At 43.1% G+C, this 22,008-nt stretch carries 17 protein-coding genes; 7 read left to right on the top strand and 10 right to left on the bottom strand.

The genetic code is table 11. From position 1 onward, the window contains the following. Positions 1–52: 52 nt before the first annotated feature. Together BIW53_RS15840 and BIW53_RS15845 are read right to left on the bottom strand one after the other, a co-directional pair. Positions 53–3,349, bottom strand: a complete 3,297-nt coding sequence (locus tag BIW53_RS15840) for a PAS domain-containing hybrid sensor histidine kinase/response regulator (RefSeq protein ID WP_084228197.1) — start codon at positions 3,347–3,349, stop codon at positions 53–55. After that, positions 3,330–4,553, bottom strand: coding sequence for an ABC transporter substrate-binding protein (locus BIW53_RS15845; RefSeq protein ID WP_245699449.1), 1,224 nt, complete (start codon positions 4,551–4,553; stop codon positions 3,330–3,332). The genes BIW53_RS15840 and BIW53_RS15845 overlap by 20 nt, the downstream gene beginning before the upstream one ends. Positions 4,554–4,881: 328 nt before the next feature. Between BIW53_RS15845 and BIW53_RS15850 the strand changes: the two genes are divergently transcribed. Further along, entirely contained in the window at positions 4,882–6,402 is a 1,521-nt protein-coding gene (locus tag BIW53_RS15850) for a tetratricopeptide repeat protein (RefSeq protein WP_245699451.1), read from the top strand. Between the two features lie 69 nt (positions 6,403–6,471). Here the strand turns inward: BIW53_RS15850 and BIW53_RS15855 are convergent, their stop codons facing one another. Continuing rightward, on the bottom strand, positions 6,472–6,942 hold the full coding sequence (locus tag BIW53_RS15855) for a hypothetical protein (RefSeq protein ID WP_139158867.1): 471 nt from the start codon (positions 6,940–6,942) through the stop codon (positions 6,472–6,474). A 352-nt stretch (positions 6,943–7,294) separates the two neighbouring features. On the opposite strand from BIW53_RS15855, the gene BIW53_RS15860 reads away from it, so the two are divergent. Together BIW53_RS15860 and BIW53_RS15865 are read left to right on the top strand one after the other, a co-directional pair. After that, on the top strand, positions 7,295–8,941 hold the full coding sequence (locus BIW53_RS15860; RefSeq protein ID WP_070993004.1) for a hypothetical protein: 1,647 nt from the start codon (positions 7,295–7,297) through the stop codon (positions 8,939–8,941). A 67-nt stretch (positions 8,942–9,008) separates the two neighbouring features. Continuing rightward, positions 9,009–10,991 carry a hypothetical protein gene (locus BIW53_RS15865; RefSeq protein ID WP_070993005.1) on the top strand — a complete coding sequence of 661 codons (1,983 nt, stop codon included), beginning with the start codon at positions 9,009–9,011 and terminating at the stop codon, positions 10,989–10,991. Between the two features lie 64 nt (positions 10,992–11,055). Here BIW53_RS15865 and BIW53_RS15870 read toward each other — a convergent pair whose 3' ends face one another. Both BIW53_RS15870 and BIW53_RS15875 read right to left on the bottom strand, forming a co-directional pair. Next, positions 11,056–11,910, bottom strand: a complete 855-nt coding sequence (locus BIW53_RS15870; protein ID WP_070993006.1) for an alpha/beta hydrolase — start codon at positions 11,908–11,910, stop codon at positions 11,056–11,058. Further along, on the bottom strand, positions 11,900–12,499 hold the full coding sequence (locus tag BIW53_RS15875; RefSeq protein ID WP_070993007.1) for a TetR/AcrR family transcriptional regulator: 600 nt from the start codon (positions 12,497–12,499) through the stop codon (positions 11,900–11,902). The genes BIW53_RS15870 and BIW53_RS15875 overlap by 11 nt, the downstream gene beginning before the upstream one ends. Positions 12,500–12,732: 233 nt before the next feature. On the opposite strand from BIW53_RS15875, the gene bla reads away from it, so the two are divergent. After that, positions 12,733–13,464, top strand: a complete 732-nt coding sequence (gene bla / locus BIW53_RS15880) for a subclass B1 metallo-beta-lactamase (protein ID WP_070993008.1) — start codon at positions 12,733–12,735, stop codon at positions 13,462–13,464. Positions 13,465–13,516: 52 nt separating this feature from the next. Here bla and BIW53_RS15885 read toward each other — a convergent pair whose 3' ends face one another. The 5 genes from BIW53_RS15885 to norR all read right to left on the bottom strand — a co-directional run bounded on the left by BIW53_RS15885 (position 13,517) and on the right by norR (position 19,170). After that, positions 13,517–13,888, bottom strand: a complete 372-nt coding sequence (locus tag BIW53_RS15885) for a hypothetical protein (protein WP_070993009.1) — start codon at positions 13,886–13,888, stop codon at positions 13,517–13,519. A gap of 159 nt (positions 13,889–14,047) precedes the next feature. Then, positions 14,048–16,234: a tetratricopeptide repeat protein gene (locus BIW53_RS15890; protein ID WP_070993010.1), complete on the bottom strand. Its 2,187-nt coding sequence runs from the start codon at positions 16,232–16,234 to the stop codon at positions 14,048–14,050. 201 nt (positions 16,235–16,435) lie between these two features. Next, positions 16,436–16,921 carry a bacterioferritin gene (gene bfr / locus BIW53_RS15895; protein WP_070993011.1) on the bottom strand — a complete coding sequence of 162 codons (486 nt, stop codon included), beginning with the start codon at positions 16,919–16,921 and terminating at the stop codon, positions 16,436–16,438. Between the two features lie 3 nt (positions 16,922–16,924). Beyond that, positions 16,925–17,395 carry a bacterioferritin gene (gene bfr / locus BIW53_RS15900; RefSeq protein ID WP_070993012.1) on the bottom strand — a complete coding sequence of 157 codons (471 nt, stop codon included), beginning with the start codon at positions 17,393–17,395 and terminating at the stop codon, positions 16,925–16,927. A 251-nt stretch (positions 17,396–17,646) separates the two neighbouring features. Beyond that, positions 17,647–19,170 carry a nitric oxide reductase transcriptional regulator NorR gene (norR, locus tag BIW53_RS15905; RefSeq protein WP_070993082.1) on the bottom strand — a complete coding sequence of 508 codons (1,524 nt, stop codon included), beginning with the start codon at positions 19,168–19,170 and terminating at the stop codon, positions 17,647–17,649. Between the two features lie 200 nt (positions 19,171–19,370). Here norR and BIW53_RS15910 point away from each other — a divergent pair, with 200 nt between their 5' ends. Genes BIW53_RS15910 through hmpA form a run of 3 tightly spaced genes read left to right on the top strand, consistent with a single transcriptional unit; the run spans position 19,371 to position 21,991 of the window. Next, positions 19,371–19,595: a hypothetical protein gene (locus BIW53_RS15910; RefSeq protein ID WP_070993013.1), complete on the top strand. Its 225-nt coding sequence runs from the start codon at positions 19,371–19,373 to the stop codon at positions 19,593–19,595. Then, complete coding sequence (locus BIW53_RS15915; protein WP_070993014.1) at positions 19,595–20,809, top strand: NnrS family protein; 1,215 nt, start codon at positions 19,595–19,597, stop codon at positions 20,807–20,809. Before BIW53_RS15910 ends, BIW53_RS15915 begins: the two co-directional genes overlap by 1 nt. 18 nt (positions 20,810–20,827) lie before the next feature. After that, positions 20,828–21,991: an NO-inducible flavohemoprotein gene (gene hmpA, locus BIW53_RS15920; protein ID WP_070993015.1), complete on the top strand. Its 1,164-nt coding sequence runs from the start codon at positions 20,828–20,830 to the stop codon at positions 21,989–21,991. Positions 21,992–22,008 lie beyond the last annotated feature (17 nt).

Consider the following 22,008-nt stretch of genomic DNA (forward strand, 5'->3'; position numbering starts at 1 on the left):
CTGTTTTTTTATACAGTATTACACGCCTCACCTTTGTGAGCCAGAGCCAACGCTAGTTTTGTTGATGTGGTAACCATTGTAAAAGCTTTTCAACAAGCACGTTCTGTACGATGGGCTTGGCAATATAATCATCCATACCAGCTTCTAGGCATTTTGTTCTATCACCGACCATTGCATTTGCAGTCATAGCGATAATAGTAATATTGGCATAATATTCTCCAGCCTCACCACTTCTTATTAATTTAGTTGTCTCATATCCGTCAAGCTCTGGCATCTGGCAGTCCATAAGCAACAATGTGTAGCGATCTTCTTCTTGGCGTTGCTCTAGTAAACTGAGTACTTCCTTACCATCTGCTGCAATATCTACAATTTTCAAGCCTATTTTTTTCAGCATACTGGTCGCAACTATTTGATTAACTTGATTATCTTCTGCTAGCAAGATACGGATTGATTCATCCCACTTATTGGTGTCATCGTCCGTCTGCGGACTACTTTTCCCCCCTTTTATGTAGCGTGTCATTGCTGAATTTTTGATACGCTTGTCACTATTCAAAGCTGCCAGCGCGGTTATTAGATCCGAGGTAGTAAAAGGTTTAGGGAAATATGTAGCAAACCCCAGTTTAGCAAAATGTTCTACTTTCCAGCGAAAGCCCATTGGCGTCATCATGACCAGTTGCATAGTGTCATATGCCGCATGTTCGCGAATCATTTTCCCAAGCGCAATGCCGTCCATCTGTGGCATTTGCATATCAATAAAGGCGATATCAAAATAACATTGATGTGTTTGTGCCAATTCATGGCACTGTTCCAGTGCCTGTTGAGCGCACGACACACTACGAACCTGCGCTCCCCAATATTCAAGCTGCTTGCTCAGTACAGTCCGATTTGTATCATTGTCGTCAACCACTAGCACCTGTAGGTCTGAAATTTTAACGGTAGGCTGAACAAGTTCTGACTCACGACTCCTGCGCATGAGCACGTTAAAAGCAAACTGACTGCCCTGTTTTGGAGTACTTTGTACCTGTACAGTTCCCCCCATTAATTCACATAGCTTTTTGACTATCGCTAAGCCTAAGCCAGTACCGCCATATTTGCGCGTAGTTGATGCATCAACCTGCGTAAAAGACTGAAACAGTTTGCCCTGTTCACATTTCGCAATACCAATACCGGTGTCTCTTACCACACACTCAAATTGCAAGTGCTCCTGACCATGATCTTTTAGAGTCGCAGAGATCACCACTTCACCCTCATCAGTAAACTTGATAGCATTACCCACCAAGTTAGTCAGAATTTGTCTTAAACGACCAGGGTCTCCTCGAACTAAAGACTCATTCACATAGGTGGTATCAAGTACCAGTTCTAGTCCTTTACTCTGTGCTTGAATTGCTACTGATTCCGCAAAATCCCCCAGCATACTCCTTAGGTCATATTCCAGTTCTTCAAGTTCAAGCTTACCCGCATCCACCTTTGAAAAATCTAATATGTCATTGATTAAAGATAACAAAGAAGTCGCACTATTTTGTGCTATCGTTGCTCGGTGAATTTGTTCTTCACTTAACTCACTATTTAAAAGTAAGTTGAGCATGCCAAGTACACCGTTCATTGGTGTTCTGATCTCATGACTCATTGACGCCAAAAACTCACTTTTAACTAAACTGGCCTGCTCAGCCGCAATTTTTGCCTCTTGTAACGCTTCTCTTGAGTGAACCCAATCAGTTATATCCTGCTGAATGCCAACATATGCTTTGAGCTCTCCAGCTTTGTCAAACACAGGTGATAACTCCAGACTATTCCAAAATGCTTCACCACTGCGCCTATAATTAATCAGTTTTACTGAAAGCTTCTTTTTCTCCTTTAGAGCCTGACGCATCTGCGCAACCACTTCACGAGATGTCTCTTCACCTTGCAAAAAGCGGCAATTCGTCCCTAATACTCTTTTGTCATAACCCGTCATTTCACAAAATGCTCGGTTAATAAATACCAGAGGGAAGTCGGGATGTGTTGCATCAGAAATAGATATGCCCACGGTACAGGACTCTATTGCCTCCGCGAGCATATCATTGTGCTCTTTTGCGGATTTCAAAGCACTTTGATAAACACGTTGCTCCGTTATATCCGTCAGCGACCCTGCCATTCTAATTGCTCGGCCATCCTTGCCCTTTAATGCCACACCTTTTGCCCTAAAAAAGCGCATTTCTCCACCATACGCACGTATTCTAAGTTCAATATCAAAAGGTTTGTTATATTTGAAGTGGTAACTTAGCTCTTTTCGCATTGTTAAGCGGTCTTTTTCATGGACGTGGGATGCAAATGCCTCTAAGTCGTTTGGGAAGCCGTCTGTATCATCTTTATCGTAGCCAAGTAGCTCTCTAAATCTAGGAGCAAAATATATCTGTTGGTGTTCCAGATCCCAGTCCCACAAGCCATCATGGCTGCCTTGAATAGCTAACTTATATCTTGATTCATTCGCTTTGGCTTGTTGTTCTGACTTTTCTAAACGCCGATATGGGTTTAATAATAATTGACGACCGAACAGTAACAACATTCCTGTCGAAATAGCCAAGCTTATCGCTATCCCCCAAGCTATATCACGCTGAAATGAGGATATGTTATCGTCTAACCAACTAGTTTTAATAAAATATTCAAAGGAAATTCCGGTTTTGCCTATCGTGCTTGTCTCGATACTCATGTAATTACTGTTTGAGTCTGAGTTATCAAAAGAAAACCACTGTCCTTCAAGTGAAACAGCTATATTGTCATTTTTTAAGGTGTTGGCCAAAAGCACGTCTAAACTTGTGTTGAATTGAGCAATCAACGCACCTTCTGTAAATCCATTGTATAAAATGGGTACCGATATTATAAAGTGCTCTTTATCATCTACTTTATGCAGTAAAATCGCTGTCTTACTCTCAGAACTTAACACCTGCTGTAACCAGCTCGGGTTTGTACTGATTGATGAAGCACTCACATCACTGTTATATACTTCATCACCAAGCATATTCACAATTGTTATGTGTTCTTTTTGACCTAACAGATGATAAGTGGCTAGAAAATCAGACAATGATGCGCGTGAGTGATCACTTCCCATTACACCTTGAATAATAATTGGGTGACGCACAAGGTCTCGCAATATTTGTTCCCTAGTTACAAGAAACTGCTGTAAATAGTTTTTCGTAAGCTCTGCATGCGCTCTGCTGGTGTTAGTTTGCAGTTCAGTGACTGAATTACTGGCACGCTGCCCAACGAGAAATACACTAATCACCACCGATAACAACAAACTCATCGCAAGAAATGCGTAGAATGCGTTATCGGACGACAATCTCAATAATTTAATCATTGACTGCTTCATTGCCTACTACCTTGTCTCTTCTAGGCAGTAATGTAACTCCGCCATCGTGTTCATATTTGGCCATGCAAACATCATCTTTTCCCAATGCTTCATGTGCATCTTGATTATCCGAGGACCACACAGAAAAAGGGTTTTTGTAAGTTTTTATTAGACCAACGACCGAATTGTCCAACCGTTCCAATACAGCTCGAAGCTGCTTTCTGTTGCTCACCATATCATTGCTGACCGTAACCTGTTGCAGCCCTTGAAGTAATAATTTCCCTAGGTCATAGCTATGTACAAATCCTGTCGGCGCCGCCAGCCGTTCGGGGAACTCTAAATGCTCAGGAAATAAACGCTGAGCCAATGTTACAACCTCCTTCGCAAAGGTATGATATTGATAATCCCTTAACGAGAAACAACTTTGGATAAAGTGCAATATCAAACCACGATTGAGCGACTCCTTCACTGCTGGAAAAAACGCTCCTCCCGTAATCCCCCAGTGGCTAATGATCGGTAATTTATCCACGCCCTCTAAACTCGCCATTGCATTGACAAAATGCTTACCTTCAGGCGCATTGCCGACAAATAAAATACAATCAGCCTCGCTTTGCACAATATCGCGAATAATAATTCTGGCACTGGCATATTGTGTATTCCAATTAAACCACGTCACTCCTGCCATCGAATTGGGACCCATCGCGGCACGCATGGTTTTTTCATTTGATTTTCCCCATGGAGTATTTTCAAGTAATAGCTGCATATTCTTACAATGTAAGCTCTGTTTGGCATGTTCTACCAAGGTATATCCTGCTTTACTGTCATCTATTGACAGTCTAAAAACCCAATTTTCAGCTTTAGGGTAACGCGTGATGGGGCTTCCAGCAGCCCATGGAACAAGCAATAGCACACCTCTTTCATTTATATATTCTCGATATTTAATGTAGGGTGGCGAATGCAACCCGCCAAGTACTGCCAATGCATCAGGGTCATTCAGATACTGACGCATATGTAGAAAACTACGATTACTATTGCCACGATGATTTTTTTCAACTATTTGCAGCTGATATCCCTGAACTTGATTGTTAACTTGTGCTAGAGCTGTGGCTAAACCCATTTTCATGGCAAGCGCTGAAGCGTAGTGGTTTGAATAATCAGAATCATGATAGATTTTAAGCACACGAGGTTCTTCTGTTGCTGCAATACTTGCACAAGAAAAAGCCACACAATAAATGCATACCCACCAATAACTATGTTTCATAGCACACAAGCTCAAGCCTTTCATTTGCTTAAAAATAGCTCATATCCAGCAAACTTGCAGTGCATACACCCCAATATCAAGGCAATACTCCAATTGCTACTCAAACTTATTGGAGAAAATCAGTTAAGACATAATGTATATATTATATTAACATGTAAATATTGTGTTTAATTTTTACTGCTATTTAATGTTTCGTTGTCGTCTGTTTTCGCTACTGTTGATGTTAAATCACGTATCACTCTGGGCCAGCATTTGTCAGCCTCAGGGAGATGCTAATGTCACAGGAGATATTTTGACTTGTAAACGTGTTATTCAAACGCTACCACCTAAGGGAATTAGTGCGTTTAAAGCATCACTCGAATTGGTTGAGCTATATCGAAAAGCTGGGGACCTAAAGCTTGCCAACCAAGTGCTAGACACCTTACTTGAGCAAGACTTAAAGAGTCCTCAAAAATACAGTGTCATTCGGCAAAAAGGCATAAATGCTTACCGTCAGCGCAACTATATTCAAGCGCTTGAATACTTTCATGAAGCTCAGCTCATTGCAGAGCAACAAGATGATCTTAGGCTGATCGGCAAGTCGGCAAATGATCTGGCCAATGTTTACCAAGCCCTAGGAGATTTAGATACTGCGCTGACGTTGTTTTTGAGAAGTTACCAGTTAGCTAAACAACTTAACGACACACACCGTCAGGCTATTACATTAAATAATTTAGGAAACGTCTCAAGAGATATAAACCAGCTAGATGACGCAATACTCTCTTTTCGCCAAGCCCATGTGTTACATCAACAAGCTGGCGATATAACAAAAGCAAACCACTCGTTGCTAAGTCTTGGGGAAGTTTTCTTGAAAAAAAGGCAACTTGAAAAGGCTCAGACTCTTATTCATGACCTTGTTGCTCCCCTAAATGAAAGTGGCGCTCACGCACAGGTATCCAGAGCTTATTTGCTGTTAGCGGAAATTGCGATTGCTCAAAATAATACTGAACAAGCCGCGCATTGGCTAAACGCTCAAAAACGCACTCGCCAATTAATACAAAGTAGCAATATAGACCAACGTGCTTTGTTAATAGAGGCAAAACTTAAACAATTGGAAGGAGAGCATGATGCGGCGCAAGTCATTCTAAAGCAAGGTCTCAGTGCCCATAACCAACAAAATAGTCAATTAACAGAGTTGTTCTACATCGCACTCATACAATCTCAACAACAAACTGAACGCTACCGTGATGCCATCGATACATTACAAAATTATAATAACATGCTCAAAAGTAGTCGCTCTCAAAGCGAAAGCCTCTACCAGTTCCGATTAAAAAAAGCCAATGTATTCAACACGACTACAGCATCACAAAACCACTATTGGTTTATCGCTTTTGTGTGCTTTGCCTTTTTTGGTGGTGTGTTAATCACTGTTGTGTATTTTAAGAGCAAGACTGTCAAATTGTCATTTTCTGGTGATGGTGAAGTTGCATCCAATGAAAACATAGCGCACTTGGATGACTATCAATCCCGTGTCTTAATGGTAGAAATTATGACTCTTGCCTTGAACATATGGGAACACAGCAGCGGCAGGACAAGGATAGAACTCGCTGAACAAAGTAAAGTGTGGAAAGTAAATATTGATGATGGGCGCCTAAGAGTGAGAACTTTTGAGCGCTACCTGAGTACGAAAACACTCCCCAAGAAACCGCGTTGGAGAAATATCATCTCAACCGCAAATCACGTCATCGAGCAATGTGATACTGACTATCCACAATTGAAAGAGCTACAAAACAAAGTAAGTAAATTAGAAAAAATAGCCCTTAATTGTGGCTAAATGCAGTCATTTCTAATTAGATAAAAAAGGGACCGAAGCCCCTAAGCACAAAGGATCCGCTAGGTGCTATTAGCGACTTACATCACACATATAGCACGCAAGGGTTACACCCATGTTTGCTTCATATCGTTGGTGATGCAAATCACCTTTAAATTCATAAGGCCCTTCAAAACGAGTAAATACACGCATGTCAGCATTGATTATATGGCTAAAGCTGTTCATGTTATTGAGCAAAGACTGACACATTCTATTGCCCATTTCGTAAGCTAATCGCCAATCATCAAACTGGCCACAATCAAGCATGGGTGTCATAGAGTTAGTGCTAAGTGCTTTGCTATTAAGCGCGTTGCAAACATTACTTCCTTCACTATTCAAATACTTGAAGGTGCCCGTTGATAAGCTCATTTTGCCAAGTAAGACGGTCTGATTTTTTGGGCATGTAGCGCTTTCACTAAGCACGACATCTTTGGCTATTTGAAAGTTATGTGCATACACAGAACCAACCGTTAATAGTGAACATAATAGAATAAATTGCTTCATGATTTGTTTCCTTTTTTTTGCAGCTCCATCGTAGACGAAGGTTAATTCATAATGACGGTCTTCGTCAGGGTCAAAAAATACTGCCTTAAAGAAAATACCTATGCACACAAAGATACGGGGCAAATGGGTAAAACTGGGTAAAAATACATATAATGTTATGATAAATATAATTTTATTTACCTACCTTAACCATCGTCTTTGCTTATTCTCCTTGCTACGCCAGTCTAATTGAATGATTTACCCAAATTACCCCTATCTGACCCCGCAACTTCCTTTTTTGCGTATCAAAAGCGCTTCATCATCAGAGCGCACATTATTCACTGTGCTTAACATTGATAAAGGAATACGCAAAATGAAACATACTATTTTAAATGCTAAAGTACTGGCAAACTTTGCCTGCACTGCACTGCTTGGCAGCGCTACTTTTGCTTATGCAAGCTCTACAGTGACCGCTGACACCACACAAACTAAACAAGTAACTCAAGAATTTGGGCAAATGACGCCCACAACAGTGAGCGAAACCACTTGGCGAGCCATATCAAACTGGTCAACTGACTCGCTGTCACTGCTTGAATTCATTGCAGACAATGATGAAGAGTACCAGTTAAACCGCTATATCGATTTATTAGTCCGTGATCACCGAGACGCAGAAGTCCTAGCTCAAGTCCAAGCACTAGATAAGAATGTTTTAGACCTCTGGTCACAAGCCATGGCAGAAGCATCACCTGAAGATAACTACCTATTCACCAGATATCTTGCGCAATACAAACCTGCACTTTTTGATCAATGGCTGGCAAGCAATAGGGCGCTAACGCTGCCTGAATTTCTCAACCAACAGTCTCCTCAGCTTTACGATACTTGGTACAGCGAACATGCGGCACCAAAACGTAAGGGCCTGTCTGTTTTGGAGTACGATAAGACCTTATCAGGTGAAGTTTATGCTGAGTTAAAAGACTTACTTAACAAGCTTCCGGTTGGTGGCTCACGCTCTCAATGTGCATGCCAGATGATCACCCCACAGACCGGCTCTGGACACGTCGTTACCAATTATCCAGCCACTCCAAGCAACTGGAGTGACTATTCCAGCGACAACAGTGGCCTTTCTAAGCATAAATTGGATTTTAAAACCACGGCTTACGGTGCATTTCACTCTGGAGATGGTGAAAGGTGGTCTAAACACAAAGTATACGGCTATGACTCGAGTATTAATCATAACTCCAGCGAATTTTATGTAAAAATGCTGTGTGCTGACACCAATGGCTATGACTGCAACCAAAGTAACTCTTGTTCTGGTAACTTAGAGGTTCGTGGTACTTATGCCGCTCGTTTTAATGTAACGGGGCAAGCGAAGAAGATCTGGTCAAAAGCCACTAATTCACACTCTGGTGATGGAGCTAAATTCGCAGTAGATTTACCAGGTGGCGCACCTGAAGTGGTGCTATTTAACAAAGCTGGCGGTGCAGCGATGAGTTATAACACTGGCTGGGATATCAACTCAGTACTTGGCGCACTCAAAGCTGCACTTGGCATCACAGCAGCAATTGTTAGTGATAACCCGGGCAGCTTACTAGATGGCCAACTGGCCAGCGATCTCATTACTAACATCGCGGGCATGATCACACGATCTGGCAACGAAGCCACGGTGAACAGTACCATGCGCGCTCGCTTTGACTCTTCAGATGTGAGCCCTTTCTTGCTACAACCCAATGAAGTGTACCACTTTACACTAGATTCAAATGCTAGAGTAAAAGCCAGAGGCTACGGTGGATACTCAGACAGTCATTTCGAATATGGCAGCTCAGGCGCAATCATGTATGCCGCGAACCAATTTACCTGTGGTAGTAACGTTACGCCTCCAATGCCAACAGGTCTTTGGTTTTATGCTGATCAGTCAGGTCCAGACAGCGTTGCTTCGCTTCGCAGTGATGTAGAGACTTGGTTATCTATGCAACTTAATAAACCAGTTAGCGCCGCTCAGCCACAAGGAATTGTGCATTAAATTCAAATATGTTGATGGCGTACATAGGTGCGCCATCCTGCCTTTCGTTATAATAAAAGGAACAAGCATGAAACAGTTGACTATGGTCGCCTTAGCCCACATTGCTTTGCTAAGTTCAGTGGTAACACCTGCAAAAGCGCAAAACTTTGATACAACAACGCTTCCCATCTTATTTTTCGCCCAGGGTGATAGCTATCGAGCACTTTCTCCTTGGTATTCATTAAGCTATCAAGCGCAACTTGTCGAGTTACAAACCTGCTCTGAAGTAGCCTGTACACAAAGCATTAAATTCAACGACCTTGAACCCACAAATTCGTTTGATGAACGTCACTACCACGCCAGTTTTGCGGGTCAAGCTGGTAATATGAAAAAGCAAAACACTTACTCACAGCTCAGTCTAGGTCATTATGCTCAAGGTACGTTATACGCCAGCGGCAACCAAAGGCGGATCACTTTTACGTTACAAGTTTCAAAGCAGCCCTCATCTTTGCGCTTCGAGTTCAGTGATGACTACAGTACCAGCGTCAGTGAAGATAGAGCCTCTTTGAATCGTATAGCAAAGGCATGCTCTTCTCATTGTTCAACGACTTGGCAAGCTTTCAATATTGACAAAGAAGGGCGATACAGCAGCGCTCAATTCTCACCAACTCAAGCCGGTGGGTGGACAATTAATAGCAGCGAAGATGCAGTTAAACTGGAACTGACCACCTTGATAGGCCAATATCAACCACCTGACATGAGTCATCATCAACAAGGATTATCACACACAAGTACCAGACTAAACGAAGACAGTATCATAATGATGAAACGAGATGAGCTTCATGAACAGTACTCTTTTGACGATACACAAGTACATGGGCTCGGAGATAGTCATTGGCTATTGAGTCAAGACGAGTCGCTACTTCTAACCGATCATACAGCAAATATACTCGCCACAATGCCACTGGCCAATTTAGGTTTGCAACAGGTTGTCAGTAGCAGTGTCACGGATAACACTTTATTTTTGCTGGGAATTTCATCTGAGTACACTGTGTTGCGCCCTTCGTCGCAAACTATTATTAGCCAATATCCTGAAATGCATACGAGCCCGATGGTTGCAGCCCAACTTATTGAACTGGACCATGCGCTTAACCTAGTTTCCGCTACTACTATTTTCCTGCCGGAGTCCGAGCTTCCCTACGCGACAGTAAAGCCTCAAGAGTGGGGAATTTTAGTTGCCACCGCAGAGGCCGCAGCCAAATCAACCAGCTATAGCTATCTAGCCAATCAATCTTCGGCAGCAATGGCTGGGTGTCCTATGATCACAAGCGGCTACGGCTATGGCTTGTTGTGTTGGAAAGCACTCAACAACTCAACACTCACGTATACGCCCGCAAATAGCACCATGATCCCCGTAACGGTGGTTGACAACACAACACCTAGCCTGATGAATCAACTAGAAGACAACCAACACGGCATCATTTTTAAAGACGGTAGCAATCCCGTTGACCCCGGTGGCACTTGGACGCACCCAGATAATATTGCTACCAGCAAAGAAGACTTAGCACTGGCAATTGCCATGTATCATTTTCGCTGGGGTTCTCCTGTTGCAGCAAACATCATTTATCCAGCGGGTAATCCAGCACAGCCTGTGATGTTTAGAGAAGTAGAATATCAAGCAGCCAACAGCAGTAATTTGCCACATAACGTTTGTAATCACTTTGCAGCAAGCTCGGGTTACCCTGAATATCAAGCCGCCGATGCCTGCATGACACAAACCGGATTTGGGCTATTTTCACTTACAAGTCTGACCTTTGATCGCTGGCAAGGTGGTAACTATTACCCTAATCAAAACGTAGGTGGGCAAGATAATAGCTGGTTTCCGTGGTTCACTAACTTCGTGGGTGACCCGCCAGTGACTGACCCTTTGCAAATACAAGCAAGTATAGAAATGGTCTCTCGGATTAAGCACCACAGTGCAAATTATGGTCGCTTAAGACAAGATACATACCTTAATGGCCAATTATTTAGCCAAGGCACGGTAGCGGGGTATTATCTAACTCGAATGTGATACGTGTTGCCAGCCAATGCACATCAACTGAGTGATAGCACCTTAGCTATCACTCTTGGTATCATTATTGTGCTTGTAGTTGTTGTAACTGATTTTGCACAGATTGCCACGTTTGCTCGTCATTAATGATCCGACCATGTCCAAGCCCTTGTGTACTCATAAGCTGCACGTGAGGGTATTGTTTAACCACGGTTTGAGTATTGTCATAGCGCGCAAAGCGGTCTTGTACATCATGGATGATAAGCACGTTGTCATGCTTGGTTAAATGCAGCTCTGGCAACAAGCTTTCAAAGGGCATTTGGTGCTGCTGTTCGACAGATTGGATCACACTCTTAAACAAAGTCTTTGATATACCAGTAGATAGAATGCGTTGCTCGAAACCATTGTAAAAGTCAAATGGCGGGGCTATCAATATATGTGACCGAGAACAGATGGTGTTCAGTGCCGCAACACACCCCATAGAGTGGCTAATCGCAGTGTAAACAGGCTCATTAAGATGTGTTTGCACCGCATCAAGCGCACGAATAAACAACGGTAAATTTGCCTCCTTTCCTGCACTCATACCATGGCCATAGTGATCAAATGCAACCGCTTTAAAGCCACTTGCCGCAACCCTTTCCATTAATGGATAAAACTGACTGGCACTGCCCGACCAACCATGGGTAAATAGCACCACAGGCCCTTGCCCAAGTTCATACATATGTAGCGCTTCAAATTCGGTGTTAATTGTATAATTTGACATGCCTTGAGGTTTACTCACTTTAGCGCGGTGACGCACAGGAGTCAGTAACAGTCGGCGTGCAAACTTTTTGCCAATCGCGGGGGCAATACGAGCGACCGTGCTAGATAAGGCTTTGATACCATAATAACTGAGCGGTTTTGCACCTGACCTGTCTGAAAAATAAATTTTACTGCTCATAATGTGCTCCTTGGTGGCGCTCAACCAACTGTTGTATAGCTCGGTTAAACCTTGAGTGGCTATCATCCTCAAGACCAACCCAAGCCATATGCTGTGACCCCAAATACAAAGAATACAGCTCATAAGTGAACTGCTTAGCATCGGTTTGCGCATTTAGCTCTTGCTGTGCGATAGCATCAGACACAAGTCGATTTAAGTAGCTGATCCAGCTTTGTAGTTGTGCTTTGACTGAGTCGCGTACAGCTCCTGGCTGGTCGTCAAACTCAACAGCTGCTGAAATAAAAATACAAGTACAGGCCTGCTCTTGATACCAGCTTTGCCAAAGCTCGCAGGTTTTGAGCAATTTAGCTAACGCAGAAAGATTTTCATCTACAGGCTTTATCACCGTGTTCACAAAAATACTCTTTGCATGTTCTAGCACAGCCAGTTGCAAGTTCTCTTTCGAGTTAAAATGGGCAAACAGCCCTGATTTAGACATGCCAGTGGCAGCGGCCAAACCACCTATCGTCAAGTCATTTAAGCTGGTTGCTGTGGCAATATTCAATGCTGTAACGAGCACCTGCTGCTTAGTTTGTTTACCTTTTCCCATAAAGCCCCGAAAAATAGAACGAACGTTCGTTTTTTATAATACAACAAAATTCTGTGTTTGCAATGACCCACGCTCAACTTTCTCGCTCAGGGGTTATTCAGGTAAGTGGTTGTAGGGTTTAAAGCATGCCAATCACGCCGCCTTACGGTAGAGCTATACTTTTGAAAAATATCTATACACCTGGTCGTTATGAAATTACTATCCATTGTCACAGCGAAACATAGCGATTTACTATGAAAAAATTCCCCCTTTTTGTGTTACTTTTACCGTTTATGTTGCGGGCCAGCATTGAGCCAACAACGCTTGAAATCCACCCGCTGAAAGAAAATATATATCAACATATTTCCTATTTGGATGTGCCACCATGGGGGCGTGTTGCTGCAAATGGCCTTGTCGCTGTGCATGAGCAGAATGCTTACATTATCGATACACCATGGACAGTTACAGACACAAAACAATTAGTTGCTTGGATCAAAGCACAAGGGTTAACTCCAAAAGCGGCTGTTATCAGCCACTTTCACGAAGATGCTAGCAATGGTATTGCCTATCTCAAAAGCGTCGGAATTGACACCTATGCCAGCACAATCACCAACGCCTTATTGGCCGACAAACACCACCCCCAATCTAATATTAGTTTCTCAAGTCAAACCTTAGCGATTGCCAACGATACAATTGAAATATTCGCCCCTGGAGCAGGCCACACTGAGGACAATATTGTGGTCTGGTTAAATCAGCAAAAAGTGCTTTTTGGTGGTTGCTTTGTTAAAAGCCTTGAGAGTACAGGTTTGGGTAATATTAAAGATGCATCTATTGCCCAATGGCCTACATCAATCAGTAACGTATTAAAGAGATATCCAGAAATTAGGCAGGTAGTACCGGGGCATGGAAAGGTTGGCAACATGAGTTTACTAACCCACACAGCAGAACTGGTTCACAAACAGATAATTAAAAAGGCGCCCCACTGACACTAAATAAAGCGGCTGTATTTAAACAGCCGCTACAACATTGAAACTGTGCTTAATGACCAGTTTCATACCATGCGTTTGCGGTATTGGTTTGTTCCCACGTACCATCTTTGTAAAGAATAAGTGCTGACGCACTATTTGGTGAGTACGCTCTTATTGTAACGCTACAGCTTGTACCACCGCTACAGCTTGCTTTACCATCCCAACGTACTTCCTGAATCGGCTTAGAAATGTTGCTTAAATAAAACTTACCCGATGTTGAATTACCAAATGAGTAGTCAAATGCGCCACAGTTTTTAGTGCCATTTCCATATGAATTACCACCACGTTTGGGGTATACATCACACACTAAAGTTGTCGCAAATGCCGAGCCAGCAAATAGAGTACCCGCGATTAGAGTCATAGTTTTGAATGTTGTTTTCATTTTATTTCCTTGTATTAAAACTTAGTTATTATTAATGCAACTTTGTTGCAACATAAGGAATAGACAAAGAATGAAAATAATGCAAGTTGTAGAGATAATTTTTTTCATACTCCCAAACAGAGTGGAATACACTATTCTTTTCGATTCATCCAGATGATATCACTGCACCAGTTCCCTTTTGAGTGAATATAGGGTCTCGCTATCTGTGACAAACTGGGGGGCGTGCGGGTATTTTTGCAGTAGTTTGTCAGATACTTCAATGGCTTTATTTAGCTCATTAATCGCCTTTTCTTTATCTTCGCCCTGATTCAAGAGGACTATGTGATAATATGCGGCATAAAGATCTCGCTGCCACTCACTGTTGCTGGGGTCTCGCTCTGCTAGTCTTTGCGCTATCTCCAACCTTGCGTGAAAACTTTGCTCTGCGCTAACTAAATCACCCCGTTTCAGCTTGATATTACCCAGCCTTTCAAATGACAATGATAAGTCCCTTTGCCACTGGCTGTTGCTGGGGTCACTTTTCGCCAGCGTTTGTCGAATCTTCAAAGCGGCTAAATAACTTTGCTCTGCGCCGCTGAGATCCCCCTTTTGCTTTTCAATATCACCCAGATTATTGAGTGAAATCGATAAATCTCTTTGCCACTCACTGCTACTGGGATCACGTTCCGCCAATTTTTCCGCAATGCTCATAGCAGCTAAATAACTTTGCTCTGCGCCGCTGAGATCCCCCTTTTGCTTTTCAATATCACCCAGATTGTCGAGTGAAATCGATAAATCCCTTTGCCACTGGCTGTTGCTGGGGTCACGTTCCGTCAATTTTTCCGAAATTCTCAAAGCGGCTAAATAACTTTGCACTGCGCCGCTCAGATCGCCCTTTTGCTTTTGAATGCCACCTAGATTATTAAGTGAAAGCGATAAATCCCTTTGCCACTGGCTGTTGCTGGGGTCACGTTCCGCCAATTTTTCCGCAATGCTCATAGCAGCTAAATAACTTTGCTCTGAACCGCTCAGATCCCCCTTTTTCTTTTGAATGCCACCTAGATTGTCGAGTGAAAGCGATAAGTCCCTTTGCCACTGGCTGTTACTGGGGTCACTTTTCGCCAGCGTTTGTCGAATCTTCAAAGCAGCTAAATAACTTTGCTCTGCGCCGCTGAGATCCCCCTTTTGCTTTTCAATATCACCTAGATTATTAAGTGACACCGATAAGTCCCTTTGCCACTGGCTGTTACTGGGGTCACTTTTCGCCAGCGTTTGTCGAATCTTCAAAGCAGCTAAATAACTTTGCTCTGCGCCGCTGAGATCCCCCTTTTGCTTTTCAATATCACCTAGATTATTAAGTGAAAGCGATAAATCCCTTTGCCACAGGCTGTTGCTGGGGTCACGTTCCGCCAGCGTTTGCCGAATCTTCAAAGCGGCTAGATAACTTTGCTCTGCGCCGTTGAGATCACCCTTTTGCTTTTGAATGCCACCCAGATTGTTAAGTGAAAGCGACAAATCCCTTTGCCACTCGCTGTTACCAGTATCACGTTCAGCCATTGATTGTGCTAATTTCAAAGCTACTTTATAGCTTGACTCAGCGCTTGCTAAGTCACCTTTTAAGGTTTGAATATCGCCTAACTCATTTTGCACCGCTGTTTTTAGCCTTAATTCTGAGTCAGGTATCAAAGCCAATGCTTCATTTGCGACCAACATTGCTTTGTCAGTAAAACCATAACTTTGAAACAGCCTGATTAAGTAAATTCTGTCCCAGTGAGTTGCCTCTCCAAGGTTATAGAGCTTCTGATAGGCATTGAGTGAAGTATCAACAGATACACCATATGATAACTTCGCCAAACGACGCAGTTTGTCGATATTTGTAGCCAAACCTTGCTCAACTTCTTTTGCCAATAAGTCAAAACCTGCTTGGGCATCTCCCTGTGCAATTAGCTCCAACGCTTGTTGCTCTTGCGTATTGCCCTGCTCTACGGTTTCTCTGACCGCTTGTTCAGTTCTTGATTTATCCTCAGCAGACCAGCCTTTACTGAGCTTCTCAAGTTTAGCTAGCACCTCTGTAGTTCTTTTGTGTCGATACGTATCCAACAATCCGAGCTGCGCCTCACTGAGCTTACCTTGCTGCTCTAGCTTTTCGAGCCACTCAAGCTCAGCTTTTGATATTTTGGTACATTCAAGGCCAACAGATACCACCGCCTGCAAATCACAAACAATGCCTTTCCCCTTGTTTTTAATATCATCGTAATAGCCAATAACGGCAGCTATACCTGCTACAAGTGCAATGATTTTCGCCCAAAACCCCATTGGGGATTGGTTTGATGAAGACGAGGCTTGCGCTGGTATTTGCTCACTCATAAAACGTCCTTTACGATAAGTGATTAAGTTATGGTTATTTTACTGTTGGGTAGAGATATACTTTTATCCTAACTTATTTTTTATAAAAATAGTGTGGTTAATTTCACCTTATAACCACGCAAGAAAAAAGCAGCCATTGTTGGCTGCTTTTAGATAAGTATGGTGCACACACCATACAAAGGTACTTGTTACTCTGTAATTTCAGTCTCCTGGGCTACCACCCATCTGACTTTGAATATAATTGGGTAAGCCAACTAGTTTGATCAGGCCTAAATGTTGTTCAAGCCAATAAATGTGATCCATTTCGGTATCATCTAACAGCTTTTCAAGCATCTCACGCGTGACATAGTCTTTTTCTTTTTCACACTCAGTAATGATACTTTTTAAGCTTGCGGCCACCGTCATCTCGGCAGCTAAGTCATTTTCAAGCATTTGTTGCACGTTATCACCCACATGAATGGGTTTTCTGCTAGCCGTATCAGGTGTGCCTTCTAAAAACAAAATACGCTCAATAATGTTTTTTGCATGATCCAACTCTTCGTCGTACTCATGCGCCAACTTGTGACCTAATTTGCCAATACCCCAATCTTCATACATTTTAGAATGCGCTAAATATTGATCCATTGAAGTCAATTCAAGTGTTAGCTGCTGGTTGAGCAAATCGATAATCTTTTTACTACCTTGCATGCTTTACTCCTCAATCTGCGATTGCAGATAATTTTCAATGCCAATGTGCTTGATCAGGTATTGCTGCGCTTCAATCCAATCTACATAGTCTTCTTCATATTCTAGAATATCTTCTAGTAGTTCACGGCTCACGTAGTCGTGCTCTTGTTCACACAAAGCAATGGCTGATTTAAGCTCTGGAATTTGCTCCATTTCAAAGGCGAGATCGCAACTGAGCATTTCTTCTGCTTGTTCACCAATACGTAGCTTTTCTAGATGCTGTAAATTGGGTAAGCCCTCTAAAAACAAAATACGTTCTATCAAATCGTCGGCTTGCTTCATGTCTTTGATAGACTTTTTATAGGCTTTTTCGTTTAGCTCCTCCAATCCCCAATTTTTGTACATACGAGCATGAAGAAAATATTGGTTTATTGAGGTGAGCTCTAACGTCAGTATTCGATTTAATACATTTAAAACTTGCTTGTTACCCTGCATGGGGCCCCCTAAGAATACAAACACACGCCCATTAAAGCTAGTCGAAAATAAGCACAACGCAAGACTGATTCGCACTAAACAGAAATTTAATATATTCTTTTAAAATAAATAACTTATAACATTATTGAGAGTGATTCACATTGTTAATTGCAGTTGTAATTACAATACTTTTTTCGTAGTGCTCTAAAGCTAGTTGAAAGCCATTCTTGATGCAAGTATTGCTAACTGACAAAACTCACTCCTCGATTAACTTACAAGTGCTTTTTAACTTGAACATTTAATCGTTTAGCTAAACGCACTAGATTGGCTCTGTCTAGCTGCAACGCTCTGGCAGCCGCTGACCAGTTGAGGTTATTTGCCTCAAGCGCTTGGATGATCCGCTGTCGCTGAAACTCATCTACAGCTGGTTTTAGAGGTTCAATATCGGTGCTAATTCGCTCATCAGCCAACTGCTTTGTATTTACTGAATTGAGTGTCTGCAATTCACAATGCACAGGCTCAATACAAATAATTTCCGTAGGCCACTGCGCCTGCTTTGCCTTGAGTGCACTGCGACTTATAACATGCTCAAGTTCTCGTATGTTACCCGGCCAGTCGTAGTTCATAAGCAATTTTGACAAGTGGCTATGCATAGTAAGCTGTTTAATTCCAAGCTTTTTCCTAACCCGCTCGACAAAAAATCCTGCTAATAGAGGGATATCTTCGCGCCGTGCCCTTAATGGTGGAACACTGATAGGGTAAACACTTAAACGGTGATACAAATCTGCGCGAAACCTGCCTTGAGTTACTTCATGCTTGAGATCACGGTTGGTGGCCGCTATTACCCGCACATTTACTTGTTGTGTTTGATCTGCTCCTACGGGCTGAATTTCGCCACTTTGCAACACCCGTAATAACTTACTTTGAATACTCGGTGGTAACTCTCCTATCTCGTCTAGAAAGATGGTTCCTCCATCGGCCAGCATAAATTTGCCTTCTCGATGTTTATCAGCGCCCGTAAATGCGCCCTTGCGATGACCAAAAAATTCACTCTCTGCCAAGTTTTCGGGCAATGAGGCACAATTGACTTGCACAAATGCCTGCTCAGCTCGTTGTGATGCATTATGAATATTTCTTGCCACCAGCTCTTTACCCGTGCCCGTTTCACCCAAAACAAGCACAGTGAAGTCTGAGCTGGCTACCAGTTGCACATCATTGTTTAAAACATTCATACACTCGCTTTGCCCCACCATGTCATGGGTTGCTTGATTTAAGGCGGTCATCAAGGCATTACCGTGCTGTGCTTTTCTAAGTAATTGCTCACCGTAGAGCACACATTTAAGTTGTTCATTTACGATGTCATTGATGTGCTGCAAAAAAGAATCACTAAAACCATCAAAACTGCCGATGGTCAAACTGTCAAAAGTTAATAACCCCAGTAATTGTTGGTCATCAAACAGCGCCATGCCCATGCAAGAATGCACAGGCATATCTCCTTCTGTTGCCAACAACAAGCCATCGTAAGGATCTGGTAAGTCGCTATGTTCATCAAACCGAACTGGGCCACGCGCTTTGCTGATTGCCTCAAGCCTTGGATGCGCGCCAAGCTCAAAACGACGGCCAAACGTATCTCGCGTCAAGCCTGCGAGTGCCACAGGCGTCAACATCCCGTTTTGATTGAGCAATAAGGCCACTGCATCGGCGTTGATACAAGCTTTAACCGCTTGGATCAGAGCGCTGTAAAAACCATTCACTGAATGTGATGTGTGTGAAGGCTGAGCACGGGTTAGGGTCATACTCAGGGTGAATAATTGAGAAAGCGTTTGCGGATTCAAGTCAAAATGACCTATTTAGTTTATTTGGCTGCAAGTAAAGATATGTCAAATTGACTCAAACCGCAAACGAAAATTATTTAAAACACTGAAATGCAACAACTTTTAATTTGGCATAAAGTCTGCAAAAGCTAAGTACTGTTAACCTCTAGAAGTGTTTACTTATGCAAGATGCCACTTTTTTGCTCAAAGCCGCCAATTTCACTCTCGTATTGCTGGCGCTGTGTTTTAGTACCAGTGTGCTGGCAAGCTACCCCTTGGCACCATATTTTGCCTTACCTACGCAGATAGCGCTGCATATCTCAAGTATCATCATCGCTGCACTGTTTAAACTCAGCTATGTTGTGCGCTGTGTTTGTCAGTATCAATTAGGCATGGAGGTGAAGTAATGCGCCCCATCAACTTGATTGAACCTATCACTGAGTACAAATGGTATCAAATACAACATTGGCCTTTATTAATGCTGGCGTTTCGACCGATGTTTTTATGTGCGGCTATTTGGTCTGTGCTAAGTATCGCACTTTGGGCCGCAATGCTAGCTGGCGTCCTTAGCTGGCGCGCCGACACCCCCGCAACACTTTGGCATGCTCATGAAATGATCTTTGCTTTTGCAGGCGCTGTTGCTACAGGTTTTTTGCTTACCGCCGCGCAGAACTGGACCAATGTCCCAAGTGTTAGCGGCTATAAACTCGGCTTATTGGTGGTAATTTGGTGTCTCACCCGCGCCATATTTTTTGTTCAGCCAAACCTTGTTTGGTTAGTACTGATGGGGCAATTGGCCTTTTGGCTCGCCGCCATCGCTTACCTGAGCACTATGTTGCTGCGTGCTAAATCTAAGAACAATTATATATTTATCTTCATTCTCGCTGCGCTTTGTACATTCAACTCACTGTTTTTATTATTAATTGAGCAAGGTGATTTTGCACTCGCGCGCTCGTTTAGCCAACTGGCAGTGTTGATGTTTATGTTACTGATTGGCGTCATCGGTGGTCGAGTGATCCCATTTTTTACCGCGCGAGGTTTAGCGCTTGATACGCAGGTGCGAACACCGAAACTTGACCGTCTATTGCTTTGGATAAGCCTCTTTGGCGTGGCCGGATTTGTACTCAGTGATGTATTTAAACTCTCGCTTAACCCTGGTTACTTGCTTGGCCTTGCAGCTTTGTTACACCTCACTCGCAGTGTACTGTGGTTTAAGCGTAAAGTGCTGAGCGTTCCACTGCTTTGGTCTTTACACCTTGGTTATGCCCTTGGTGCTATCGGTTTACTACTGCTGGCTGTCAGCTTTTTCAACCCCATTATTGCCTTTACCGATGCGCTGCATTTAATCACGCTCGGTGGTATTGGCTTGCTCATTATCGCCATGATGGCGCGAGTGTCATTGGGTCACACTGGTAGGCCGCTACAAGTCCGGCGCAGCATCAGTATTGCCTTTATAGCCGTTGCTTTGGCAGCGATATGCCGAGCGTTTCTCCCCAGTTTGATAAACCCACACCTAGCATGGCTGTACAGCGCTGCGCTGTGGTGTGCTGGTTTTACCTTATTTGTTCGTTACTACTTTACCGTGCTCACGCAAAAGCGTGTCGATGGTCGTCGTGGTTAATTTTTATTTGGAGTTTATATGTTATCTGAACGCACTATTTCGTTGGTTAAAAGCACCGTTCCTTTGTTAAGTGACGCAGGCACAGCTGTGACTGCTCACTTTTATCAGCGCATGTTTTCACACAATCCTGAGCTGAAAAACATTTTTAATATGACCAATCAGCACACGGGTAAGCAACAATTCGCGCTGTTTAATGCCATCGCCGCCTACGCAACGCATATTGATAACCCACAGGTTTTACAAGATGCCATCGGCCGTATTAATCATAAGCATGTGAGTTTAAATATTCAGGCGGAGCATTACGACATTGTTGGGCACCACCTTATTGAGACTCTTAAAGAACTCGCACCTGAGCAATTTACACCAAAGATTGAACAAGCATGGCGTGAAGCCTATGGTTTTTTGGCGGATTTGTTTATCACCCAAGAAGAAGGGCTTTATCGCACCGTTGAGCAACAACACGGGGGGTGGCGAAATGGTCGTGAGTTTGTGATTGCCAAACTTGTACAAGAATCAGAAAACGTGAAAAGCTTTTACCTTAAACCTTGCGATGAGCGTGCTATCAGCCACTACCAAGCGGGCCAGTTTATTGCTGTGAGCGTACAGCCTTCACAAAATGAGCATACGCAAATTCGCCAATACTCACTGTCACAATCGTCTAAACATGATCATTATCGCATTAGCGTAAAACGTGAAGGGTTGGTCTCAACTTATTTACACCAATTGGCTGTTGGCGATACCTTAACCCTTTACCCACCCGCTGGTGATTTTGTGCTGAAAAACACCACGAATGACAAGGTGTTTGTTAGCGCAGGCGTGGGCATAACTCCCATGATGGCAATGCTAGAACAAGCGCTAACAAATGAAACTGAGGCTCGTCTGTCATTCATTCATGCCTGTGTTGACCCGTCCCAGCACAGTTTTAAACAAGACATTGAGCAGCTCGCAGCGCAGCATTCAAACCTTGCCAAAGAAGTCTGGTATGAACACAGCGATAAAGGTGATAAAACCGGTCGAATCGAACTACAACAAAGTGCACTATCACTCCCCTATGAACATGGCGAGTTCTATCTGTGTGGCCCCAGCGCGTTTATGGCGGCGATTAAGCAGCAGTTGCTGGCGCAGGGCGTCGCGTCAGAGCGAATTTTATATGAGGTGTTTGGGCCACATGAGAGTTTGTAAGCGCTCATCACGTTAAT

Source organism: Pseudoalteromonas byunsanensis (assembly GCF_001854475.1).
GTDB classification, from domain to species: domain Bacteria; phylum Pseudomonadota; class Gammaproteobacteria; order Enterobacterales; family Alteromonadaceae; genus Pseudoalteromonas; species Pseudoalteromonas byunsanensis.

Coding starts and splice junctions, on each gene's coding strand:
- BIW53_RS15840 (WP_084228197.1), bottom strand. CDS start 3,349: ATGAAGCAGTCAATGATTAAATTATTGAGATTGTCGTCCGATAACGCA.
- BIW53_RS15855 (WP_139158867.1), bottom strand. CDS start 6,942: ATGAAGCAATTTATTCTATTATGTTCACTATTAACGGTTGGTTCTGTG.
- BIW53_RS15860 (WP_070993004.1), top strand. CDS start 7,295: ATGAAACATACTATTTTAAATGCTAAAGTACTGGCAAACTTTGCCTGC.
- BIW53_RS15865 (WP_070993005.1), top strand. CDS start 9,009: ATGAAACAGTTGACTATGGTCGCCTTAGCCCACATTGCTTTGCTAAGT.
- BIW53_RS15870 (WP_070993006.1), bottom strand. CDS start 11,910: ATGAGCAGTAAAATTTATTTTTCAGACAGGTCAGGTGCAAAACCGCTC.
- BIW53_RS15875 (WP_070993007.1), bottom strand. CDS start 12,499: ATGGGAAAAGGTAAACAAACTAAGCAGCAGGTGCTCGTTACAGCATTG.
- bla (WP_070993008.1), top strand. CDS start 12,733: ATGAAAAAATTCCCCCTTTTTGTGTTACTTTTACCGTTTATGTTGCGG.
- BIW53_RS15885 (WP_070993009.1), bottom strand. CDS start 13,888: ATGAAAACAACATTCAAAACTATGACTCTAATCGCGGGTACTCTATTT.
- BIW53_RS15890 (WP_070993010.1), bottom strand. CDS start 16,234: ATGAGTGAGCAAATACCAGCGCAAGCCTCGTCTTCATCAAACCAATCC.
- bfr (WP_070993011.1), bottom strand. CDS start 16,921: ATGCAAGGTAGTAAAAAGATTATCGATTTGCTCAACCAGCAGCTAACA.
- bfr (WP_070993012.1), bottom strand. CDS start 17,395: ATGCAGGGTAACAAGCAAGTTTTAAATGTATTAAATCGAATACTGACG.
- norR (WP_070993082.1), bottom strand. CDS start 19,170: ATGACCCTAACCCGTGCTCAGCCTTCACACACATCACATTCAGTGAAT.
- BIW53_RS15910 (WP_070993013.1), top strand. CDS start 19,371: ATGCAAGATGCCACTTTTTTGCTCAAAGCCGCCAATTTCACTCTCGTA.
- BIW53_RS15915 (WP_070993014.1), top strand. CDS start 19,595: ATGCGCCCCATCAACTTGATTGAACCTATCACTGAGTACAAATGGTAT.
- hmpA (WP_070993015.1), top strand. CDS start 20,828: ATGTTATCTGAACGCACTATTTCGTTGGTTAAAAGCACCGTTCCTTTG.